General features: G+C 69.5%; 16 protein-coding genes. 5 read left to right on the top strand and 11 right to left on the bottom strand.

The genetic code is table 11. From position 1 onward, the window contains the following. Nucleotides 1–93: 93 nt before the first annotated feature. Entirely contained in the window at nucleotides 94–2,064 is a 1,971-nt protein-coding gene (locus AB0F44_RS18855) for a TIGR03960 family B12-binding radical SAM protein (protein ID WP_357357966.1), read from the top strand. A gap of 118 nt (nucleotides 2,065–2,182) precedes the next feature. Here the strand turns inward: AB0F44_RS18855 and AB0F44_RS18850 are convergent, their stop codons facing one another. The 6 genes from AB0F44_RS18850 to AB0F44_RS18825 form a co-directional block, all read right to left on the bottom strand. Next, nucleotides 2,183–2,413, bottom strand: coding sequence for a hypothetical protein (locus AB0F44_RS18850; protein ID WP_357357964.1), 231 nt, complete (start codon nucleotides 2,411–2,413; stop codon nucleotides 2,183–2,185). Between the two features lie 44 nt (nucleotides 2,414–2,457). Further along, nucleotides 2,458–2,859 (bottom strand): hypothetical protein, encoded by a 402-nt coding sequence (locus AB0F44_RS18845; RefSeq protein WP_357357962.1) that lies wholly within the window; start codon nucleotides 2,857–2,859, stop codon nucleotides 2,458–2,460. A gap of 72 nt (nucleotides 2,860–2,931) precedes the next feature. After that, the gene (locus AB0F44_RS18840; protein ID WP_357357960.1) at nucleotides 2,932–3,315 is read right to left on the bottom strand and encodes a RidA family protein; all 384 of its coding nucleotides are present in this window, start codon (nucleotides 3,313–3,315) and stop codon (nucleotides 2,932–2,934) included. A gap of 51 nt (nucleotides 3,316–3,366) precedes the next feature. Next, nucleotides 3,367–3,978: a GNAT family N-acetyltransferase gene (locus AB0F44_RS18835; protein WP_357357959.1), complete on the bottom strand. Its 612-nt coding sequence runs from the start codon at nucleotides 3,976–3,978 to the stop codon at nucleotides 3,367–3,369. Next, entirely contained in the window at nucleotides 3,902–4,639 is a 738-nt protein-coding gene (locus tag AB0F44_RS18830; protein ID WP_357357957.1) for a septum formation family protein, read from the bottom strand. The genes AB0F44_RS18835 and AB0F44_RS18830 overlap by 77 nt, the downstream gene beginning before the upstream one ends. A gap of 42 nt (nucleotides 4,640–4,681) precedes the next feature. Next, entirely contained in the window at nucleotides 4,682–5,671 is a 990-nt protein-coding gene (locus tag AB0F44_RS18825) for an endonuclease/exonuclease/phosphatase family protein (protein ID WP_357357955.1), read from the bottom strand. 99 nt (nucleotides 5,672–5,770) lie between these two features. On the opposite strand from AB0F44_RS18825, the gene AB0F44_RS18820 reads away from it, so the two are divergent. The 3 genes from AB0F44_RS18820 to AB0F44_RS18810 all read left to right on the top strand — a co-directional run bounded on the left by AB0F44_RS18820 (nucleotide 5,771) and on the right by AB0F44_RS18810 (nucleotide 11,677). Continuing rightward, nucleotides 5,771–6,499 (top strand): TIGR03936 family radical SAM-associated protein, encoded by a 729-nt coding sequence (locus AB0F44_RS18820; protein WP_357357953.1) that lies wholly within the window; start codon nucleotides 5,771–5,773, stop codon nucleotides 6,497–6,499. Between the two features lie 24 nt (nucleotides 6,500–6,523). After that, the gene (locus tag AB0F44_RS18815; protein ID WP_357357951.1) at nucleotides 6,524–7,720 is read left to right on the top strand and encodes a winged helix DNA-binding domain-containing protein; all 1,197 of its coding nucleotides are present in this window, start codon (nucleotides 6,524–6,526) and stop codon (nucleotides 7,718–7,720) included. A gap of 411 nt (nucleotides 7,721–8,131) precedes the next feature. Beyond that, a complete protein-coding gene (locus AB0F44_RS18810) occupies nucleotides 8,132–11,677 on the top strand; it encodes an Rne/Rng family ribonuclease (RefSeq protein ID WP_357357949.1) in 3,546 nt (1,181 codons plus the stop codon). Nucleotides 11,678–11,818: 141 nt separating this feature from the next. Here the strand turns inward: AB0F44_RS18810 and AB0F44_RS18805 are convergent, their stop codons facing one another. After that, entirely contained in the window at nucleotides 11,819–13,030 is a 1,212-nt protein-coding gene (locus tag AB0F44_RS18805; protein ID WP_357357947.1) for a hypothetical protein, read from the bottom strand. A gap of 68 nt (nucleotides 13,031–13,098) precedes the next feature. Between AB0F44_RS18805 and AB0F44_RS18800 the strand changes: the two genes are divergently transcribed. Then, nucleotides 13,099–14,112, top strand: a complete 1,014-nt coding sequence (locus AB0F44_RS18800; protein ID WP_357357945.1) for a helix-turn-helix domain-containing protein — start codon at nucleotides 13,099–13,101, stop codon at nucleotides 14,110–14,112. 21 nt (nucleotides 14,113–14,133) lie between these two features. Here AB0F44_RS18800 and AB0F44_RS18795 read toward each other — a convergent pair whose 3' ends face one another. The 4 genes from AB0F44_RS18795 to AB0F44_RS18780 are packed head-to-tail and all read right to left on the bottom strand — an operon-like array spanning nucleotide 14,134 to nucleotide 18,768. Then, nucleotides 14,134–15,609 (bottom strand): mannitol dehydrogenase family protein, encoded by a 1,476-nt coding sequence (locus tag AB0F44_RS18795; protein WP_357357943.1) that lies wholly within the window; start codon nucleotides 15,607–15,609, stop codon nucleotides 14,134–14,136. Further along, nucleotides 15,606–16,442 (bottom strand): carbohydrate ABC transporter permease, encoded by an 837-nt coding sequence (locus AB0F44_RS18790; protein WP_355232661.1) that lies wholly within the window; start codon nucleotides 16,440–16,442, stop codon nucleotides 15,606–15,608. The genes AB0F44_RS18795 and AB0F44_RS18790 overlap by 4 nt, the downstream gene beginning before the upstream one ends. Continuing rightward, nucleotides 16,442–17,392 (bottom strand): sugar ABC transporter permease, encoded by a 951-nt coding sequence (locus tag AB0F44_RS18785; protein ID WP_357357941.1) that lies wholly within the window; start codon nucleotides 17,390–17,392, stop codon nucleotides 16,442–16,444. The genes AB0F44_RS18790 and AB0F44_RS18785 overlap by 1 nt, the downstream gene beginning before the upstream one ends. Further along, nucleotides 17,392–18,768, bottom strand: a complete 1,377-nt coding sequence (locus AB0F44_RS18780) for a sugar ABC transporter substrate-binding protein (protein ID WP_357357939.1) — start codon at nucleotides 18,766–18,768, stop codon at nucleotides 17,392–17,394. Before AB0F44_RS18780 ends, AB0F44_RS18785 begins: the two co-directional genes overlap by 1 nt. Between the last annotated feature and the right edge of the window lie 15 nt (nucleotides 18,769–18,783).

The following is an 18,783-nucleotide window of genomic DNA, read 5'->3' as shown; positions in this document are numbered from 1 at the left end:
GGCATTCTGTCCTCGCGGCGCCAGGTTTGGTAGGGGAGTCAGGGGGCGGCGTACGCTTGGGGTTGATCGTTCCCGAGCTTTGAGGTGCCCATCGTGACCGTCGCCCAGAGCGACCTCGTTCCTGAGTCCGTCTTCCCTCGGCTGGAGCCGCGCCTGGCGCTGGTGTCCAAGCCGATCCAGTACGTCGGTGGGGAGCTCAACTCGACCGTCAAGAAGTGGGACGAGGTCGAGGTGCGGTGGGCGCTGATGTACCCCGACGCCTACGAGGTCGGCCTGCCCAACCAGGGTGTCCAGATCCTCTACGAGGTGCTCAACGAGCGCGACTGGATCGCCGCCGAGCGCACCTACGCCGTGTGGCCCGACCTCGAGAAGATCATGCGCGAGGGCGACGAGCAGGGGCCGATCCCGCAGTTCACCGTCGACGCACACCGTCCGGTGAAGGCGTTCGACGTCTTCGGGCTCTCGTTCTCGACCGAGCTCGGCTACACCAACATGCTCAACGCACTCGACCTCGCCGGGATCCCGCTGCACGCGGTCGACCGTGGCGACGACGACCCGGTGGTGCTCGCCGGCGGCCACGCCGCGTTCAACCCCGAGCCGATCGCCGACTTCCTCGACGCTGCCGTGCTCGGCGACGGCGAGGAGGTCGTGCTCAAGATCTCCGAGGTCGTGCGCGAGTGGAAGCAGGACGGTCGCCCCGGCGGTCGCGACGAGCTGCTGCGGCGACTGGCCGTCTCCGGGGCCGTCTACGTCCCGAAGTTCTACGACGTGAACTACGCCGCCGACGGCCAGATCGAGGCCGTGGTCCCAAACCGCCCCGACATCCCGTGGCGGGTGCGCAAGCACACCCTGATGGACCTCGACGCGTGGCCCTACCCGCGGAATCCCTTGGTGCCCTTGGCTGAGACCGTGCACGAGCGGTTCTCGGTGGAGATCTTCCGCGGCTGCACCCGCGGCTGCCGCTTCTGCCAGGCCGGGATGATCACCCGCCCGGTGCGCGAGCGCTCGATCACCACCATCGGCGACATGGTCGAGAACGGAATCCGGAAGTCCGGTTTCGAGGAGGTCGGCCTGCTCTCGCTGAGCTCGGCGGACCATACCGAGATCGGTGACGTAGCGACCGGCCTGGCCGACCGCTACGAGGGCACCAACGTGTCGCTCTCGCTGCCCTCGACCCGTGTCGACGCCTTCAACATCACCCTGGCCAACGAGTTCTCCCGCAACGGCCGTCGCTCTGGTCTGACCTTCGCCCCCGAGGGTGGCTCCGAGCGGATGCGCAAGGTGATCAACAAGATGGTCACCGAGGAGGACCTGATCCGCACCGTCGGTGCGGCTTACAGCCACGGCTGGCGCCAGGTGAAGCTCTACTTCATGTGCGGCCTGCCGACCGAGACCGACGAGGACGTGCTCCAGATCGCCGAGCTCGCCAAGAAGGTCATCGCCAAGGGCCGCGAGGTGTCGGGCCGCAACGACATCCGCTGCACCGTCTCGATCGGTGGCTTCGTACCCAAGCCCCACACCCCCTTCCAGTGGGCCTCCCAGCTCGACCACGAGACCACCGACGAGCGGCTGCAGAAGCTGCGCGACATGGTCCGCTCCGACAAGAAGTTCGGCCGCGCGATCGGTTTCCGCTACCACGACGGCAAGCCCGGCATCGTCGAGGGCCTGCTGTCTCGCGGCGACCGCCGCGTCGGCCGGATCATCGAGCATGTCTGGCGCGACGGCGGCCGCTTCGACGGCTGGAGCGAGCACTTCTCCTACGACCGCTGGATGACCGCCGCCGAGACCGGTCTTGCCGGCACCGGCGTCGACCTCGACTGGTACACCACCCGCGAGCGTGAGTACGACGAGATCCTCCCCTGGGACCACCTCGACTCCGGTCTCGACAAGGACTGGCTCTGGGCCGACTGGGAAGACGCTCTCGCCGTCGCCAACGGCGAGGACATCGAGGTCGAGGACTGCCGCTGGACCCCCTGCTACGACTGCGGCGTCTGCCCGGAGATGAACACCGACATCCAGATCGGCCCGACGGGCAAGAAGTTGCTGCCGCTCAGCGTGGTCTGAGTCGTACGACTCGCCTGGAGGCGTCACCTTCCCCCATGTGCATGGAAGTGGTGGGGACCGGCGCGACTTCAGCCGTCACTTCACCGCACATGGGGGATTGTGACGGCATAGGTCCTGGTCAGGGTCGATTGGCGCGCATCGTTCCGGTGACGGAGTCTTCGGAGACGGCCCAGCAGGAGACCACGTAGGGCTCGTCTCCGGAGACGGAGAATCCGTAGCGCCAGGCAGCCTCGTCCTCGGAGATACCGAGGTACTTCGCTACGGCGTTGGAGCAGAGCGGATCAGCCTCGGCTTCCGCATCCTCGAACCAGCCCTTGTCGGCAAGCGTGTAGGTGCCGGCGACCTCCACCCGGTGAGGCTCGTCGCAGGAGGTGAGGGTTGGGCTCTCGATACTCAGCAGGCAGTCACCGGTGACGGATTCTTCCGGAGGAACGGGCCAACCGGGATCCTTCGCCATCTCGAGATCGTCTCCGCAACCACGGGAACGTCTATGGCTTCTGTGGTCGTCACCAGGATCAGAGCGAGCGCAAGAGTGACAGCCAGGTGCAGCGCGGCACTTGCCAAGGCGATCGACGCCGGCACCTTGCCGTGGTCGACGCCGTGGCGTGAGCGCAGGAGCACAATGATGGCGAGGGTCGTGCCGCCGAATGTGCACGCCAGGCCCAAGAATGTGTCCAGAGGACCGATCAGCAGACCGAGCGGAGGAACCCACACCAAGGTGAGCGCCAGAGCGATCCAGGCCAGGTGCGACGACTGTTCGGCCTGTGGGCCGAGCGCCGCCGGCGGGTGATCCATGGCGCGGAGGCTAGGGCATCGAGCGCCTGGGCGTCCTCGGGATGGGTCGGCGTACCTGATCTGGCTGACCGGTCAGCTGATGGCGGCGGTCGCCTCGATCTCGATGAGTACGTCGGGGCGGAAGAGGCCGGCGACCTGAACCAGCGAGCTGGCCGGCGGGTGCGCGAGGTCGACGAACTCGTCGCGTACCGCGCGGATCAGCGGCAGCTCGGTGGTGGAGACGACGAAGTAGGTCAGCTTCACCACGTCCGCCCAGCTCGCGCCCGCAGCGGCCAGGGCCACGCCGAGGTTGACGAAGGTCTGCCGGGTCTGTGCCTCCCAGCCGTCGGCCGTGGCGCCCTCGGCGGTGATGCCGACCTGGCCCGAGGTCACGACCAGCCGGGCGCCGGGGTCGGTGATCACCGTGTGGCTGTAGCCGGCGGGTGCGGGAAGGTCTTCGGGGGTCAGGAAATCCATCCGCTGAACGTAGACCCGACTCGGTCTCTTTGGCGACCGGTTACCCGCCGTTCAGCCGACCGGGCGGACCCAACGACGCCACTCGGCCTGCGACTCGTACCCCGAGCTCTTCCACAGCGACTGCCCCAGGTCGTTGCCCTCCAGGACCATCGCGTCGATCCGGCCCGCGCCGAGCGCCACGAGGCGGGCCTCGGCGTGATCCAGGAGGCGGCGGGCCAGCCCTTGGCGGCGTACGTCGGGGTGGACCGCCAGACGGTAGAGGTGGGCGCGCCAGCCGTCCCAGCCGGAGATCAGGGAGCCGACGACCCGGCCGTCCTCGGTGATCGCGACCGTGCAGGCCTCCGGGTCGCGCGCGATCAGCGTCTCGACCTTTGCCGCGCAGTCGGTCGGCCGTGCGTCGTTCTCCGCGGCCACCTCCCACAGCTCCAGAAGTACGGGGACGTCGGCGGCGGTGGCAGGCCGGAGTTCGATCACGCCCGGGAGTCTTTCACGCCTCCGCCAGGCCGATACGACGGGACATCTACGTCCATCACTGATTGGTAGAGCGACGCAGACGTCCCGTCGTATCGACCATCTCGGACCGCATCTAAGGGGTATCCCGCCAGGCGGAGCCGCGCAGCGAGTCGGTCGTCGGTGACCCGGTCCCCAGGTAGCACACGACATGACGGTCGCCGGACTGCCAGGTCACCTCGCTGGGCACGTAGAAATCCATCCGCAGGTCACTCGGGCCCTCACGCTCGCCGATGAATCCGTGGAAAGCGGTACGGCACCACGGATCTGCGAGCCAGGCAACCTCGTTGTCTCCGGGCCACGGTCCGTCGGCGAGGTTGAAGTGGTGGTATGCCTCCCACTGGTGCGGCTCGGAGCAGGGCACGACGTCGATTGTGTAGAGGAAGACCGGCTCGCCCACGGGGTTGTCGTCGTCGAAGCAGTCACCGACCCGCAGCAGGTCGGGCACCGTGAGCCCGCTCGAAGTCACAGCACCGTTCTTGTCGCGGTCGATGTTGGTGCCATAGGTGAAAGACCAGAGCCAGGCGAACAGACCGGATACGAGAACCAGCCCGCAGACGCCAATCACGATCGCCGTGATTGCCTTCCTGACTCCGTGGTTGCGTGTCGGCTTCGACTGAACTAACACCGTGATCGCGAGTCCGATGCCGATGATGACGGCGACGGGGTTGAAGAGGAAGCAGCACAGAACAAAGGCGGCGACAGCCATCGCCTGAGTGGGCCGCTCGTGCAACGGCGAAGGCGACGGAACCCTCGACCCTGCCGCGTCCTGCTGGTTCTGCTCATGCGCCTGGGGCAGCGCCGTGTTGGACATGGGCGGGATGCTCCCACGCCCGGTGAACCTGCGTCCGGTGAATCAGCAGTTCGCGGCGCCGCGCATGGCGAAGTCGATGCTGACGGCGTGGTGGTCGGAGAGGCCGGTGGGGGTGACGTTGCCGTCTCCGGCGGAGAGCCAGGAGTTGGGGAGGAGGTAGTCGACGCGGCCGCCGCCGTCGTGGCTGGCGCCGAGAGAGGCCCCGGCGTCGGACAGCGTGCCCAGTGCGGCGCCCAGGACGCTGGAGCCGTCGCCCGCGTTCAGGTCGCCGCCGAGGAGCTTGGCGCCGTCGTAGGCGTTGACCTTGGACATGACCGCACCGATCTGGGCCTGCCGCAGCGAGTCGGAGGTGTGGTCGAGGTGGGTGTTGAAGACGACCAGGCGCTGGCCCTCGACGATGATGTTGGCCCGGAGCACGCCGCGCTGCTCCTTGCCGTCGCGGTTGGGCAGGTGGGTGTTGTCGTAGCCGTCGATGGGGAAGCGCGACAGGATCGCGGTGCCGTAGCCACCGCGGTCGGTGATGTAGGCGTTGGCGCCGAAGACCGACTGCATGCCCAAGTGCGAGGCGATGATCGCCGGCTGGTCGACGTTGCCGGAGCGGCGGCGGTTCTGGTCGACCTCCTGGAGGAGTACGACGTCGGCGCCGGAGGCCCGGATCACGCCCGCGATGCCGCCGAGTTCGCCGGGAGAGACCCGGCCACCCTTGATGTTGAAGGTCATCACGGTCAGGTTGCGCGGGACCGCGCACGGGTCGATCTTCGGCTTCTTCGGGACCTTGTCGATCGCCGGCGGCGCGTCCAGCGTCTTGAACTTCGGGAGCGGCTCCGACAGCACCGAGGCGGAGGCCGACGGGCTGGCATCGGGATCGGCGCTCGGCGAGGAAGAGGTGTCCGCGGAGGCCTGCCTGGAGTCGCTCAGCCGGGGCGCGAGAACGGTCAGGGCAGCGATGGCGCCGACCGTGAGGACCACCGCGAAGATCGGCAAAAGCTCCTTGAGGCGTACCGAGAACTTCCTGCTTCTGTGGTGGGTCACCGCGCGAGTCTCCCATTTTTGGTGTGCAAACCGTTACAGACCGTTCGCCTTCCATTCGCCGGATGGGTGATCGCGCCCCTGGACCGACATAATCGACCCGTGCGCCAACAGCCCGAACAGCAGGCCCCGCCGGTCCAGCGTCTCCGCATCCGCTACGCGAAGCGCGGCCGGCTCCGGTTCACCAGCCACCGCGACTTCAGCCGCGCCTTCGAGCGCGCGGTCGCGCGGGCCCGGATCCCGGTGGCGTACTCCTCGGGCTTCAACCCGCACCCGCGGATCTCATACGCCGGCGCGGCTCCGACGGGAGCGGCGAGCGAGGCCGAGTACGTCGAGCTGGGATTGCGCGAGACGGTCGACCCGGCCGCGACCAAGGCTGCCCTGGACGAGGTCATGCCCGACGGCCTCGACCTGATCGACGTCGTCGACACCGCCACCTCGCCCAAGGGCGCGCTGGCCGACCTGCTCACCGGCAGCGAGTGGATCATCGACCTGCCGGCGGCGCCGGAGGAGGCCGCAGCGGCGGTCGAGGCGTTCCTCGGCGCCGAGGAGGTCATCGTGTCCCGGATGACCAAGAAGGGCCTGCGTGAGTTCGATGCCCGAGGCGCGGTCGTACGCCTCGCCTCGGCGCCCCGCGAGCGTGGCTCCCGGCTGGAGCTCCTGCTCAAGCACGGCACACCGACCGTTCGTCCCGACGACGTCGTCACCGGACTGGAGCGCATCGGCGGCCTGAAGGTCGGTCCCGAGCACGGCGGGCTGCCGCTTCTGACCCGGCTCAGCCAGGGCATCTACGACGAGGTTTCCGGCACGATCGGCGACCCGCTCCACTAACGTGCTTTCGGTGAGGCTTCGCCGATGAGAATGGTCACCGATCGTGAGCGCCGGGCGAGGCTGGCCCGCAGGCACGGGCTCGCCCCCGCCCACAGGTACGCCGACGTGGCGGCCGCGACGCAGGCGATGACCGCCTGGCATGCGACCGAGGCGGCGACCGTCCACCTCGCGCTGCACGCGCGGGTCCGCGATCTCCAGATCGAGGACGTCGAACGAGCCCTCTACGAGGAGCGGTCGCTGGTCAAGCAGCTGGCGATGCGGCGTACGCTCTTCGCCTTCCCGCGCGACCTGCTGCCGGCCGCGCTGGGGAGCGCCTCGGCCCGGGTGGCGGCCCAGGAGGAGAAGAACCTCTACAAGTGGCTGACCTCCGGCGGCATTCACGAGGACCAGGACGGCTGGATCGAGAAGGCGTACGCGGCGACGCTGGCGGCGCTGGCCGACGGCGTGCCGCGGACCACGACGCAGCTGCGCGAGCTGGTCCCGGAGCTCGACGCGCGTTTCCAGCTCGGCACGCCGGGGAAGAAGTGGGGCGGAGAGTTTCCGATCGGTCGCTGGGTGATCGGCACCCTCGCGGCGCAGGGTCGGCTGGTGCGGGCGACCAACCTCGGTCACTGGCGGCTGAACAAGCCCGCTTGGACGCTGACCGAGTCGTGGCTCGACGAGGTGCCGGACCCGCTTGCGCCTGCGGAGGGCTATGCCGAGCTCGTCCGCCGCTGGTTGTGGACCTTCGGTCCCGGGACCGAGGCAGACCTGGTCTGGTGGCTGGGTTCCACGAAGTCGGCGGTGCGGGCCGCGCTCGCGGCGGTCGGTGCCGTGGAGGTCGGGCTCGAGGGCGGCGGCACCGGCTGGGTGCTCCCGGATGACCCGATCGCCACCTCGCCGGAGCCCGAGATCGAGCCCTGGGCCGCGCTGCTGCCCACCCTCGACCCCACCGTCATGGGCTGGAAGGAACGCGGGTTCTATCTGGACACGGAGGATGTGGCGTACCTCTTCGACTCCAACGGCAACGCCGGCAACACCGCCTGGTGGGACGGCCGGATCGTCGGGGCCTGGGCGCAGGACGACGACGGCCGGGTACACCCGATCGTGCGCCACGACATCGGCGACGCCGGCCGGAAGGCGCTGGAGACCGAGGCCGAGCGGCTCACCGCATGGCTCGACGGCGTGGTGATCGTGAACGTCTACAAGTCGCGCCAGATGAAGGAAGCAGTCCTTCCCTGAGTTTCGTTGGTGTCCGGATATCGGTCTGTCGACAGGGTGTATGCGATACTCCGAGACGACTGCTCAAATAATCGGGCCCGACCCGAGGAATGGACAGTCCGACGACGCCTCGCCGGCGTGGACCCTCCGGGGCCGCACTCCGGCACACAGGAGGTAGGGCGTCACCAGACCGCGACGCAGGCCTAGCAGGTCAGTGAGAGCGACTCGCCCGGGAAGGTCCCGGACGGCCGAGCGACCGCGGCAGGTGACGAACCGCCACCTGTGACGCACCGCTGCGGAGGATGCCGCCGCCCTGACAAGCTTTGCGCCGCGACGCGGCTGCTACGTGGAAAAAGTTCGACACTGCGCAGCGCCCGTTTCCCGGCACCTGACTATCCGGCACCTGTGAAGGTCCTGGATGAGGAGAACGGCATGGCCGACGAGACCACTGTCGAGAACACCGAGAACGGCGCTGAAACGGCGCAGACTCCGGTGACCGACACCCCCACGCCCGACGCGGAAGCGACCGGCGAGACCGCCCCCGCGAAGAAGACCGCGGCGAAGAAGACCACGCGCAAGCGCACCACCAAGAAGGCCGCCGCGGCTCCGGCGGAGGCCGTCGAGGCCCCCGCCGACGAGACCGCCGAGGCCGCTGAGGCAGCCGAGGCCCCCGCCAAGAAGACGGCGGCGAAGAAGACGACCCGGAAGCGTACGACCAAGAAGACCGCCGCCCCGGCGCCGGCCGAGGTCGAGACCACCGAGGCCACCGCCGCCCCGGAGGCCGAGACCCCAGAGACTCCCGCCGAGACCGTCGAGGCTCCGGCCAAGAAGACGGCGGCGAAGAAGACCGCCGCCAAGCGGACTACCGCGAAGAAGACGGCCGCCAAGAAGGCCGCCGCGCCTGTGGCCGAGCCTGTCGAGACCCCCGCGGAGGAGCTCGCCGACGAGACCCTCGAGGAGACCGAGGCCGAGCAGGCCGGTCCGCCGGCCCCCGCGGTGCTGTTCCAGGCGCCGACCAAGACGACCACCCGCCGGCGTACGCGTAAGACGGCGGAGCCGAAGCCCGTCGAGGAGCCGGTCGAGGCCGCTGTCGAAGCGCCCGCCGAGGACGAGCCGCAGGCCGCCGAGCCCGCCGCCGAGCCCGGCGCCGAGGTCGCGAAGGAGGAGGCGGCCCCGACCCGGACCCGCAAGCGCGGCTCGCGCAACGCGGCCCCGGTCGAGGAGAAGGCCGCCGACGAGACGCAGCCCGAGGCCGAGACCACCGTGCCCGAGTCCGAGACCGAGTCCGGCACCGAGTCCGACGACAGCTCGGACGACGGTGAGGGCGGCGGCAACGGCCGTCGCCGTCGCCGCCGTGGCGGCCGTCGCCGTCGCAAGGGTGCCAACGGGGACGCCGACGCCTCCGACGCGTCCGACAACGACGACAGCTCCGAGGACGCCGAGGCCGAGAACGACGACGCCGGCAAGGACGCCGACGCCGACCAGGGCGAGGGCGGAACGTCCTCGCGCCGTCGCCGCCGCCGTCGCCGGGCCGGCGAGGCCTCGGGCGACGCCGCTACCGGGGACGACCCGGAGAACACCGTCACCAAGGTCCGCCAGAGCCGCACCGGCGACGACCAGATCACCGCGCTGGCGGGCTCGACCCGCCTGGAGGCGAAGAAGCAGCGCCGCCGCGAGGGCCGCGAGGCCGGTCGTCGTCGCGCTCCGATCGTGAGCGAGGCCGAGTTCCTGGCCCGCCGCGAGTCGGTCGACCGGGTCATGGTGATCCGTGAGCTCGAGGACCTCACCCAGATCGCGGTGCTCGAGGACAAGGTGCTCGTGGAGCACTACGTCGCCCGCGAGAGCCAGACCAGCCTGATCGGCAACGTCTACCTGGGCCGTGTCCAGAACGTGCTGCCGAGCATGGAGGCCGCGTTCATCGACATCGGCAAGGGCCGCAACGCCGTGCTCTACGCCGGTGAGGTCAACTGGGCCTCGCTGGGCTGGAAGGAGGGCCAGCCCCGCAAGATCGAGTCGGTGCTGACCTCCGGCCAGAAGGTGCTCGTCCAGGTGACGAAGGACCCGATCGGCCACAAGGGCGCCCGCCTGACCTCGCAGATCTCGCTGGCCGGCCGATTCCTGGTCTACGTGCCCGACGGCACCACCTCCGGCATCTCCCGCAAGCTGCCCGACACCGAGCGCAACCGCCTCAAGACCCTCCTGAAGGAGATCGTCCCCGACACGGCCGGCGTGATCGTACGCACCGCTGCCGAGGGCGCCGCAGAGGACGAGCTCACGCGTGACGTCGAGCGGCTCAAGGCGCGCTGGGAGGACATCGAGAAGAAGGCCAACGGCAACGCCCCGCAGCTGCTCTACGGCGAGCCCGACCTGACCCTCAAGGTCGTCCGCGACCTGTTCACCGAGGACTTCGCCAAGCTGGTCATCTCCGGCGACTCGTCGTGGGAGACCGTCAAGGACTACGTCCAGTCGGTCGCACCCGACCTCGAGGAGCGCGTGGAGAAGTACGACGGCGAGGCCGACGCCTTCGCTGCGTACCGCATCGACGAGCAGATCGCGAAGGGCCTGGACCGCAAGGTCTGGCTGCCCTCGGGTGGCTCGCTGATCATCGACCGCACCGAGGCGATGACCGTCGTCGACGTCAACACCGGCAAGTTCACCGGCTCCGGCGGCAACCTGGAGGAGACGGTCACCAAGAACAACCTCGAGGCGGCCGAGGAGATCGTGCGCCAGCTCCGGCTGCGCGACATCGGCGGCATCATCGTCGTCGACTTCATCGACATGGTCCTCGAGTCCAACCGTGACCTGGTGCTTCGTCGCCTGGTCGAGTGCCTGGGCCGCGACCGGACCCGTCACCAGGTCGCCGAGGTCACCTCGCTGGGCCTGGTGCAGATGACCCGTAAGCGGATCGGCACCGGCCTGCTCGAGGCCTTCTCCGAGAACTGCGACGCCTGTGGCGGTCGTGGCCTCGTGATCCACGAGCACCCGGTCGAGGCCGGCAAGTCCTCCGGTGTCGCCCCCGACGAGCCGCGTTCGCGTCGTCGTGGCGGTCGCGGTGGCCGCGGGAAGGGCAAGGACGAGATCGGCACCGAGCACCGCGCCGAGCCCGTCGAGGAGTCCGCCAAGACGCCCACGCCCGCCGAGTTCGCCGCCATGGCCGGACAGAGCGACAGCGTGGAGAAGACCGACGAGCCGGCTGCCCAGGTGGCCGAGCCCGTCGAGACCCCCGCCGAGCCGGCAGAGGCGCCCAAGGTCACCACCCGTACGCGTTCGCGTCGGTCCAAGGCGTCGGCCCCGGTGGCCGAGCCGGTCGAGACCCCCGCGGAGCCGACGGTCGCCGAGCCCGTCGAGGCCGCGTCCGAGGCGGCGCCGGTCGAGGCTCCCAAGGTCACGACCCGTACGCGTTCGCGTCGGTCCAAGGCGTCCACGCCGGCGCCCGAGCCGGTCGAGACCCCCGCCGAGACCCCGGCCGCCGAGACCCCGGTCGAGCCGCAGACCCCGGCCGAGCCGGAGGCCCCGAAGGTCACCACGCGTACGCGCACCCGCCGTGCCGCCACGACCGGCCGTCCGGTCCTGGCCGCGGTCGTCGGCAGTTCGACCGAGTCGAAGCCGGAGCCGGTTGCCACCGAGCCGGTTGCAGCCGAGCCGGTCGCCGAGGAGGAGCCCGCTCCCGTGGCCCCGGCCGTCGAGCCCGAGGCGACCGAGCCCGAGTCGAAGCCGGAGCCGATCGTGGCCGAGCCGGTTGCGGCCGAGCCGGTTGCGGCCGAGCCGGTCGACTCCAAGCCCAAGGTGGTCACCCGGCAGCGCCGCGGCGCCCGCCGCGAGGTCGTGAGCACCGGTGAGGGCGCGGTGATGACCGCGACCAAGTCAGAGGCCCCGGTCGTCAGCAATGGCACCGCCTCGACCCCGGCGCCGAAGGTCGTGACCCGCACCCGCGGTGGCGCGAGCCGCTCGACCACGCCGTCAGAGACGACCGAGTGAGGTCGAGCGGCGAGCTTGCTCGTCCGCTCGCGCCGAGCGAGGGAGTAACCGCCCGAAGGGCGGAGGACAGCTGACGTACGTCCCCGGAGCCCCGGCCACCGCACCCGCGGTGGCCGGGGCTCCGGCGTTTTCCGCCCGCGACTACCGGCCCAGCGAGGGCGGGGCGGAGCGCCGAAGGCCAGGGGTGAGCCCGATGGTGACCAGCAACGAGGCCGCGGCCAGGAGTCCCATGGCGTGGCCGGGGGCGAGGTAGGTGGCGATGGCGCCGCCGATGCCGGCGCCCATGGCTTGGCCGATCATCATGCCCTGGCCCTGGAGGCCGAGCGCTTGGCCCTGGATGTCGTCGGTGGTGTGGGTGATGAGGCGCTCCTGCAGCGGGAGCGACGCGGCGTAGCCGACCGAGGCGAGGAGCACCGCGCACACCGCGACCGGGGCGGGCGGGGAGAGCCAGAAGACGAGGAAGGGCGCGGCCAGGAGATAGCGCAGCGGGCCGATCAGACGATCGCGCTGGGGGATCGTCAGGAAGCGGCCGGCGCCCAGGTCGCCGATCATCATCCCGGCCGCCCCGGCGGCGAAGAGATAGCCCGCGAGCGAACCGTGACCGTAGGGAACGAAGAGCGCCTCGCAGCCGACGATCAGCCCGTTCGGCACCCAACCGGCGAGGTAGAGCGGCCGGGTGATCCGCGAGCCGAGAAGCAGCCGGTTGATCCGGCGGGTCCTGGCGACGACCCCCTCCGACGTACGTCCTGGGGCTGGCCGGTCCTTGATGCCGAACCGCATCGTCAGCAGGCTGAGTAGGTTGACGACGGCCGCGACCACGAACAGCGTCTGGGGCGAGAGCCACAGCAGAGCGACACCGCCGAGGCCGTATCCGACGACCTGCATCCCGCCGACGGCGAGGTTCAGCGTCGAGCGACCCAGGGCGTAGGACTCGCCGGACATGATGTCCCGCAGCACGACCCACTGCGTGCCGGCGAGCATGGCGTTCACCGCGTAGGGGATGACCAGGAGCGCGAACCGTGCCTGCCACGGCATCCCCGGCACCGCCTGCAGCGTGTTGGCCACCAGCGGCCCGGCCATCTGCAGCATCAGGCCGGTGCGGGGTCGCAGGGTGTCGGAGAGCCCGAGGAACAGCTGTGATACGACCAGCGAGACCAGCGGCCCGCCGAACATCGACAGCGCGCTGAGCAGGGCCGATCCCGTCGTCTCGTACATGATCGTCCCCAGGGCCAGCGACGAGGCGGCCACCGAGATCATCACCAGACAGCGGTTGGCGAAGAGGACCCGGAACTCCGGGATCGAGAAGAGCTGCCCGTACGTCGTCGGTGTGGGCCGCGCGGAAGTGCTCGTCATGCTGTGAAGTCTGGGACGGTTGAGACCCGCATGGATAATGATTCGCACACACGCGAAAGGTCGTGGCGATGGGAACCTGGATCATCCCGGCAGATCTGCTGGCCGAGAGCAGGTTCGTGGTCTCCCCACTCCATGAGACGGTGGCCGCGCTGACCGTCCTCAGCCGTCCCGACGCCAACGGGACCCCGTGGCAGCGATCCTTCCGCGCTGCTTACCTCGAGGCGTACCGAGATCTGCTGGCCTCCGACCCGATGCTGAAGGCGCTCGACGCGACGATGTGGCGGCCCCGCCGCGGCGACAAGCCCGGGTGGATGGCCGACTTCCTCACCCCGCCACCGCTCGGTGACGGGGCCACCTTCGAGGACGAGCTCGCCCAACTGCTCGCCTGGGAGGAGCCGCGCATGCGCGCCGAGCTACGCGAGATCGCCGGCGATCTCCCGGTCGCCGCGGAGCGACCGGGGATCCGCGAGGCCGTGACCGAGCTGCTCCGCTGGATTTGGACCGCGACCGTCCAGGCCGACTGGCCGCGTCGACGACGCGTGCTGGAGGCCGACATCGTGTCCCGCGCCAGCCAGCTCGCCAGCGAGGGCTGGGCCGGCGTCTTCGACACCCTCGGCACGAAGCAGAAGAAGTGGCTCGGTGACGGGGTCCTCCAGGTCAACGGCTACGACCTGCCCACCCGGGACCTCTCCGACGCCCACGAGCTCCGCTTCGTGCCGGTCCACAGCGACGGCTCCTGGCTGGCCTGGGACCTGCCGCAGCGCTACGCGATCATCTACCCGGTCTCGGGCGCGCTCGCTGGAACCGGCAGCGATGGCGCCGACCCCGCCCGAGCCCTGGCCCGGCTGATCGGCGCCAACCGCGCCGGCGTGCTCGCCCTGCTCGACTCGCCACGCTCCACGACGCAGCTCGCGGCACTCACCCAGCTGCCCGTCGGTGCCGTCGGCAACCACCTGCGTGTGCTCCTCGACGCCGGGGTGGTGATGCGGCGCCGCGCGGGCCGCGAGGTGCTCTACTGGCGTACGGCACTGGGCGAGGAGCTGGCCGGGTCCGCTCTGCCGTCGGACACGCGACCTGAGTGAGCGCGTGCTAGAGCGACGGGACTACGGCCCCCAGGCCTCGAGGGTCTTGCGAGCCCCGACGGCGTGCAGGGATGCCAGCGCCTCGGCGTACGGCTCGGTGAACTCAGGGGAGTCGACGAGGTCGCCGAAGAGGTCGGGGTCGCGGAGGAAGGCGAGCTGGTCCTCGCGCTGCGCGATCGCGCGGGCCGTCACATCTGCCCGGCGCCGGTCGACGATGTCGATCGGCGCACCCTGCTCGTCGACACCCTCGGCGTAGCGGGCCCAGGAAGCGACGACGAGCGCCGACCGGCGCACGGAGCCGCCCGAGGCGAGCTGGGCCGAGATGACGGGGACCAGCCACTTGGGGATCCGGTCGGAGCTCTCCGCGCACAGCCGCGCCAGGGTGTCGCGGATGTAGGGGTTGGCGAAGCGGGAGATCAGCTCCTGCTGGTAGCCCGGCAGGTCCACCCCAGGCACCTGCGGCAGGGTCGGAGCGCCCTCCTGCGACATGTAGCCGAGCAGGAAGTCGACGAACAGCGGGTCTGTGCAGACCTCGTGGGCGTAGCGGTAGCCGGAGAGATAGCCGAGGTAGCACAGCGCCTGGTGGCTGGCGTTGAGGAGCCGCAGCTTCATCAGCTCGTACGGCTCGACATCGGGCACCATCTCGACGTCGGCCTGCTCGAACGGCGGCCGTCCCTGCGGGAAGTGGTCCTCGAGCACCCACTGGGAGAACGGCTCGCTGACCACCGGCCAGGCGTCTCCGATCCCGAACCGCCAGCCGACCTCCTCGACGTCGGCATCGGTGGTCGCCGGGGTGATCCGGTCCACCATCGAGCTCGGGAAGGCCACCTCCGACCCGATCCAGTCACCCAGCCCCGGGTCGCGCAAGGAGGCGAAGGAAGACAGCATCGCCCGGGCGACCTCCCCGTTGCCGGCGATGTTGTCGCACGACATGACCGTGAACGGTGGCACCCCGGCTGCCCGACGGCGAGCCAGCGCCTCCACGACGTAGCCGAACGCGGTCGAGGGCACAGCATCCGGCCGCAGGTCCGCCTGGATGGCGGGGTCGGAGGCGTCGAAGCCACCGGTCGCCTGGTTGACGTGATAGCCGCCCTCGGTGATGGTCAGCGACACGATCCGGATGCGTGGGTCGGTGAGCAGCGCCAGCACGTCCGTGGGGGAGTCGGGTGCGAAGAGGTAGTCGATGATCGAGCCGATCACCCGCCCCCGCACGCCTCCGTCCGGTGCCCGCTCGACGAGCGTGTAGAGATGGTCCTGTGCGGCGAGAGCGTCCCGCATGCGTACGTCCTGGGGCATCAGCCCCACCCCGACGATGCCCCAGTCGCGGACGCCCGAGGCGAGCAGGTCGTCGACGTAGCGCGCCTGATGGGCGCGGTGGAAGCCACCGACCCCGAGATGCACGATCCCGGGGGTGACGGCGGAGCGGTCGTAGGCGGGGACGGCAACGGCCGCGGAGAGCTCGCCGAGTCGGCCCGTCGTGAGTCGCGGAAAGGTCACTTGACCGCCCCGAGGGAGAGTCCCTGCACCAGCTTGTCCTGAGCGGCGAACCCGGCGATGAGCACGGGCAGCGAGATCAGCGTCGCCCCGGCGGCCAGCTCGGCGAGGTAGGCGTGCTCGGTCTGGATCAGGGTGTTCACGTAGACCGGTCCCGTCTGCGCGGCGACCGAAGTGAGGACCTTGGCGTAGAGCTGCTCGTTCCAGGCGAAGATGAAGCAGATCAGCGAGGTGGCCGCGACGCCGGGCATGGCGATCGGGGCCACGATGCGGGTGAGGATCCGGAACGTGCTGGCGCCGTCGATCGAGGCCGCCTCGATGATCGCGGGTGGCACCTCGACCAGGAACGAGCGCATCATCCAGACCGCGATCGGCAGGTTCATCGCGGTGTAGATGAGGATCAGGACGATCACGTTGTCGGGCATGTTGATGACCTTCGTCGTGAACAGGTAGAGCGGCAGGATGCCCGCGACCATCGGCAGCATCTTGGTCGAGAGGAAGAAGAACATCACGTCCGACCACTTCCTCACCGGCCTGATCGCCAGGGCGTACGCCGCCGGGATGGCCAGGACGAGCACCAGCAGGGTCGAGATCACGCTGGTGATCACCGAGTTGATCAGCGCCGGCGTGATCGGGTTCGCGGAGGTGAACAGGCCGGTGTAGTTGTCCAGCGTCAGCGGGGCACCCCAGCTGGGCGGGTACGTCTGGGCGTCCTGCGGCGCGTGCAGCGAGGTCAGGACCATGTAGAGGATCGGGATCACGAAGATGATGCCGACCAGCCACGCTGCTAGCGGGATGACGATCTTCGCCACCCGTTGCCGGTTCCAGGTGTTCATCAGCTCTCCTCCTCGAGCAGGGACGACACGACGCGCAGCGCGAAGGTCGCGATGATCAGTGAGCCGATGACCACGACGACGCCCAGTGCGGAGGCGACCCCGTAGTCCTTGGCCGAGTAGAACGTCTCGTAGACGGCGAACGGGATGTTGGTGGAGTTCAGCCCACCGGTCATGCCCAGGACCGAGTCGAAGTTCTGGACGATGAAGATCGTGCCGAGCACGATCGAGAGTTCGAGATAGCGGCGTACGTGGGGGAGCGTCATGTGCACGAACGTCTGCCACCCGTTGCAGCCGTCGATGCTCGCCGCCTCCAGCACCTCGGGATCCTGCGACTGCAGGCCGGCGAGCAGGATCAGCATCATGAACGGCGTCCACTGCCAGATCAGCTCGATCTCGATGGCGAGCTTGGGATGGTCGGTGAGGAAGGCGATGTCCTGGGCGCCGGGCACCCCGAGCTGACCGAGCACACCGTCGACCAGGCCGAACCCGGTCATCAGGATGCCGTTCCCCCAGAAGACCGCGGCCGCGATCGGCACGATCAGGAACGGCGCGATCATCATCGTGCGCACCAGCCCGCGGCCGATGAACGCGTGGTTGAGCAACAGGGCGATCCCAAGGGCGAGCACGGCGCTGACCCCGACGACGACCACGGTCATCTCGATCGTGTTCAGGACGGCCGTACGGTAGGCCGGCGTCGTGAACACGGTCTTGAAGTTGTCGAAGCCGGCGAAGCTGCGCTCCGGGGCGTCGGGCTGGGCGCTCCAGTTCATGAACGACATCACCAACGTCGCCACGAACGGCAGCTGCGTCACGACGATCAGGAAGATCAGCGCCGGCAGCAGCGGCGCGCGCAGCTTCCACGACTCCCGGCCCCATTTTTTGTACGCCGCGGGCGGCCGGGTCGCCGTCGGCTCGGTCGATTCGCGGAGTGGTGCGGTCACGGTGGCCATCACTGCTTCTCCTTCTGGACGTCGCCGTACGCCTGGGCGAGGGACTGACAGCGGTCGAGTGCCGCGTCGGTGGTCTTCGAGCCCGAGATGGCGCTGCTGAGCTGTTTGGCGCACTCGGTGCCGAAGTCGGTGAAGCTCGGAACGCCGACGAACTGGATGCCGTTGTAGGGCCGCTTCTGGACCCCGGGGTCGTCGGCCTGGGCGTTCTTGATCGCGTTCACGGTCGGGGTCGCGAACGAGCCGGCCACCTCGAGGTACTCGGGGTCTTCATAGGTCGAGGCCCGCTTGCCCGCCGGGACGTTGGTCGGCCCGCCGGTGTCGTTCTCGGTGTCGGCCATCACCAGCTGCTCGTACTCCTTGCTAGAGGCCCAGGCGACGAACTCCTTGGCCTCCTCCTGGTGCCGGGACGCCTTCTGGATCGCCCACGCCCAGGTGTAGAGCCAACCGGCGTTCTCGGTCTGGTCGTGCGGGGCCGCCACGTAGCCGACCTTCCCCTTGACCGGCGACTCCTCCGCTTCCAGCGACCCGGCACCGGAGGTGGCGTCGTACCACATCGCGACCTTGCCCTGCTGCATGGCGTTGAGGCACTGCGGGAAGCTGAACGTCGCGGCACCGGCCTCGCCGTGCTCGCGGACCAGGTCGACGTAGAAGTTGGCCGCCTTCTTGAAGCCGCCCTTGTTGACCTGGGCGTTCCAGTCCTCGTCGAACCAGGTGCCGCCCATGGTGTTGACCACCGTCGTGATCGAGGCGAGGTTGTCGCCCCAGCCGGCCAGGCCACGCAGGCAGATGCCACGCATGTCGGCCTCGGCCTCGTCGATCTGGGCGGCGAAGCCGGCCACCTGCTCCCAGGTCGGGTTGGCCGGCATCTCGATGCCGTGCTTCTCGAACAGGTCCTTGCGGTACATCAAGAACGAGGACTCGCCGTAGAAGGGCTGGCCGTAGACCTTGCCGTTGGCCGAGAGCGCCTCGGTCATCGGCGGCAGGATGTCGTCCTGGTCGAACTCGGGGTCGTTCGCGATGCTCTCCATGTCCGAGATCCAGCCGGCCTCGGCGTAGTAGGGGATCTCGAAGTTGGACAGCGTCGCCACGTCATAGATCCCGGACTGGTTGGCGAACTCGGTGCTCGCGGTGTCGCGCATGTCCTGCTCGACCTTGACCACGAAGTTCACCTCGATCCCGGTCTCCTTGGTGAAGTGCTCCGCGGTGAGCTCCTGGAGCTCGAGCATCTGGGGGTTGTTGACCATCAGCACCGTGATGCTGTGCTCACCCGCGCTCGTCCCGCCGGCGCCCAGCCCGCCCGTGCCGCATGCCGTCAATAGAACCGTGGCCAATGAGAGCGCTGTCAGCGCTGCGGAGGTCCGTCTCCGTGCCCGCATCGATCTGCCTCCTCG

The organism is Nocardioides sp. NPDC023903, from assembly GCF_040639295.1.
In the GTDB taxonomy this organism is placed as follows: Bacteria; Actinomycetota; Actinomycetes; order Propionibacteriales; family Nocardioidaceae; genus Nocardioides.
Note: the sequence above shows the minus strand (reverse complement) of the source record. Positions and strands in the feature narration are given on the sequence as shown.

Coding starts and splice junctions, on each gene's coding strand:
- AB0F44_RS18845 (WP_357357962.1), bottom strand. CDS start 2,859: ATGGATCACCCGCCGGCGGCGCTCGGCCCACAGGCCGAACAGTCGTCG.
- AB0F44_RS18840 (WP_357357960.1), bottom strand. CDS start 3,315: ATGGATTTCCTGACCCCCGAAGACCTTCCCGCACCCGCCGGCTACAGC.
- AB0F44_RS18835 (WP_357357959.1), bottom strand. CDS start 3,978: ATGTCGTGTGCTACCTGGGGACCGGGTCACCGACGACCGACTCGCTGC.
- AB0F44_RS18830 (WP_357357957.1), bottom strand. CDS start 4,639: ATGTCCAACACGGCGCTGCCCCAGGCGCATGAGCAGAACCAGCAGGAC.
- AB0F44_RS18815 (WP_357357951.1), top strand. CDS start 6,524: ATGAGAATGGTCACCGATCGTGAGCGCCGGGCGAGGCTGGCCCGCAGG.
- AB0F44_RS18810 (WP_357357949.1), top strand. CDS start 8,132: ATGGCCGACGAGACCACTGTCGAGAACACCGAGAACGGCGCTGAAACG.
- AB0F44_RS18805 (WP_357357947.1), bottom strand. CDS start 13,030: ATGACGAGCACTTCCGCGCGGCCCACACCGACGACGTACGGGCAGCTC.
- AB0F44_RS18800 (WP_357357945.1), top strand. CDS start 13,099: ATGGGAACCTGGATCATCCCGGCAGATCTGCTGGCCGAGAGCAGGTTC.
- AB0F44_RS18790 (WP_355232661.1), bottom strand. CDS start 16,442: ATGAACACCTGGAACCGGCAACGGGTGGCGAAGATCGTCATCCCGCTA.
- AB0F44_RS18785 (WP_357357941.1), bottom strand. CDS start 17,392: ATGGCCACCGTGACCGCACCACTCCGCGAATCGACCGAGCCGACGGCG.
- AB0F44_RS18780 (WP_357357939.1), bottom strand. CDS start 18,768: ATGCGGGCACGGAGACGGACCTCCGCAGCGCTGACAGCGCTCTCATTG.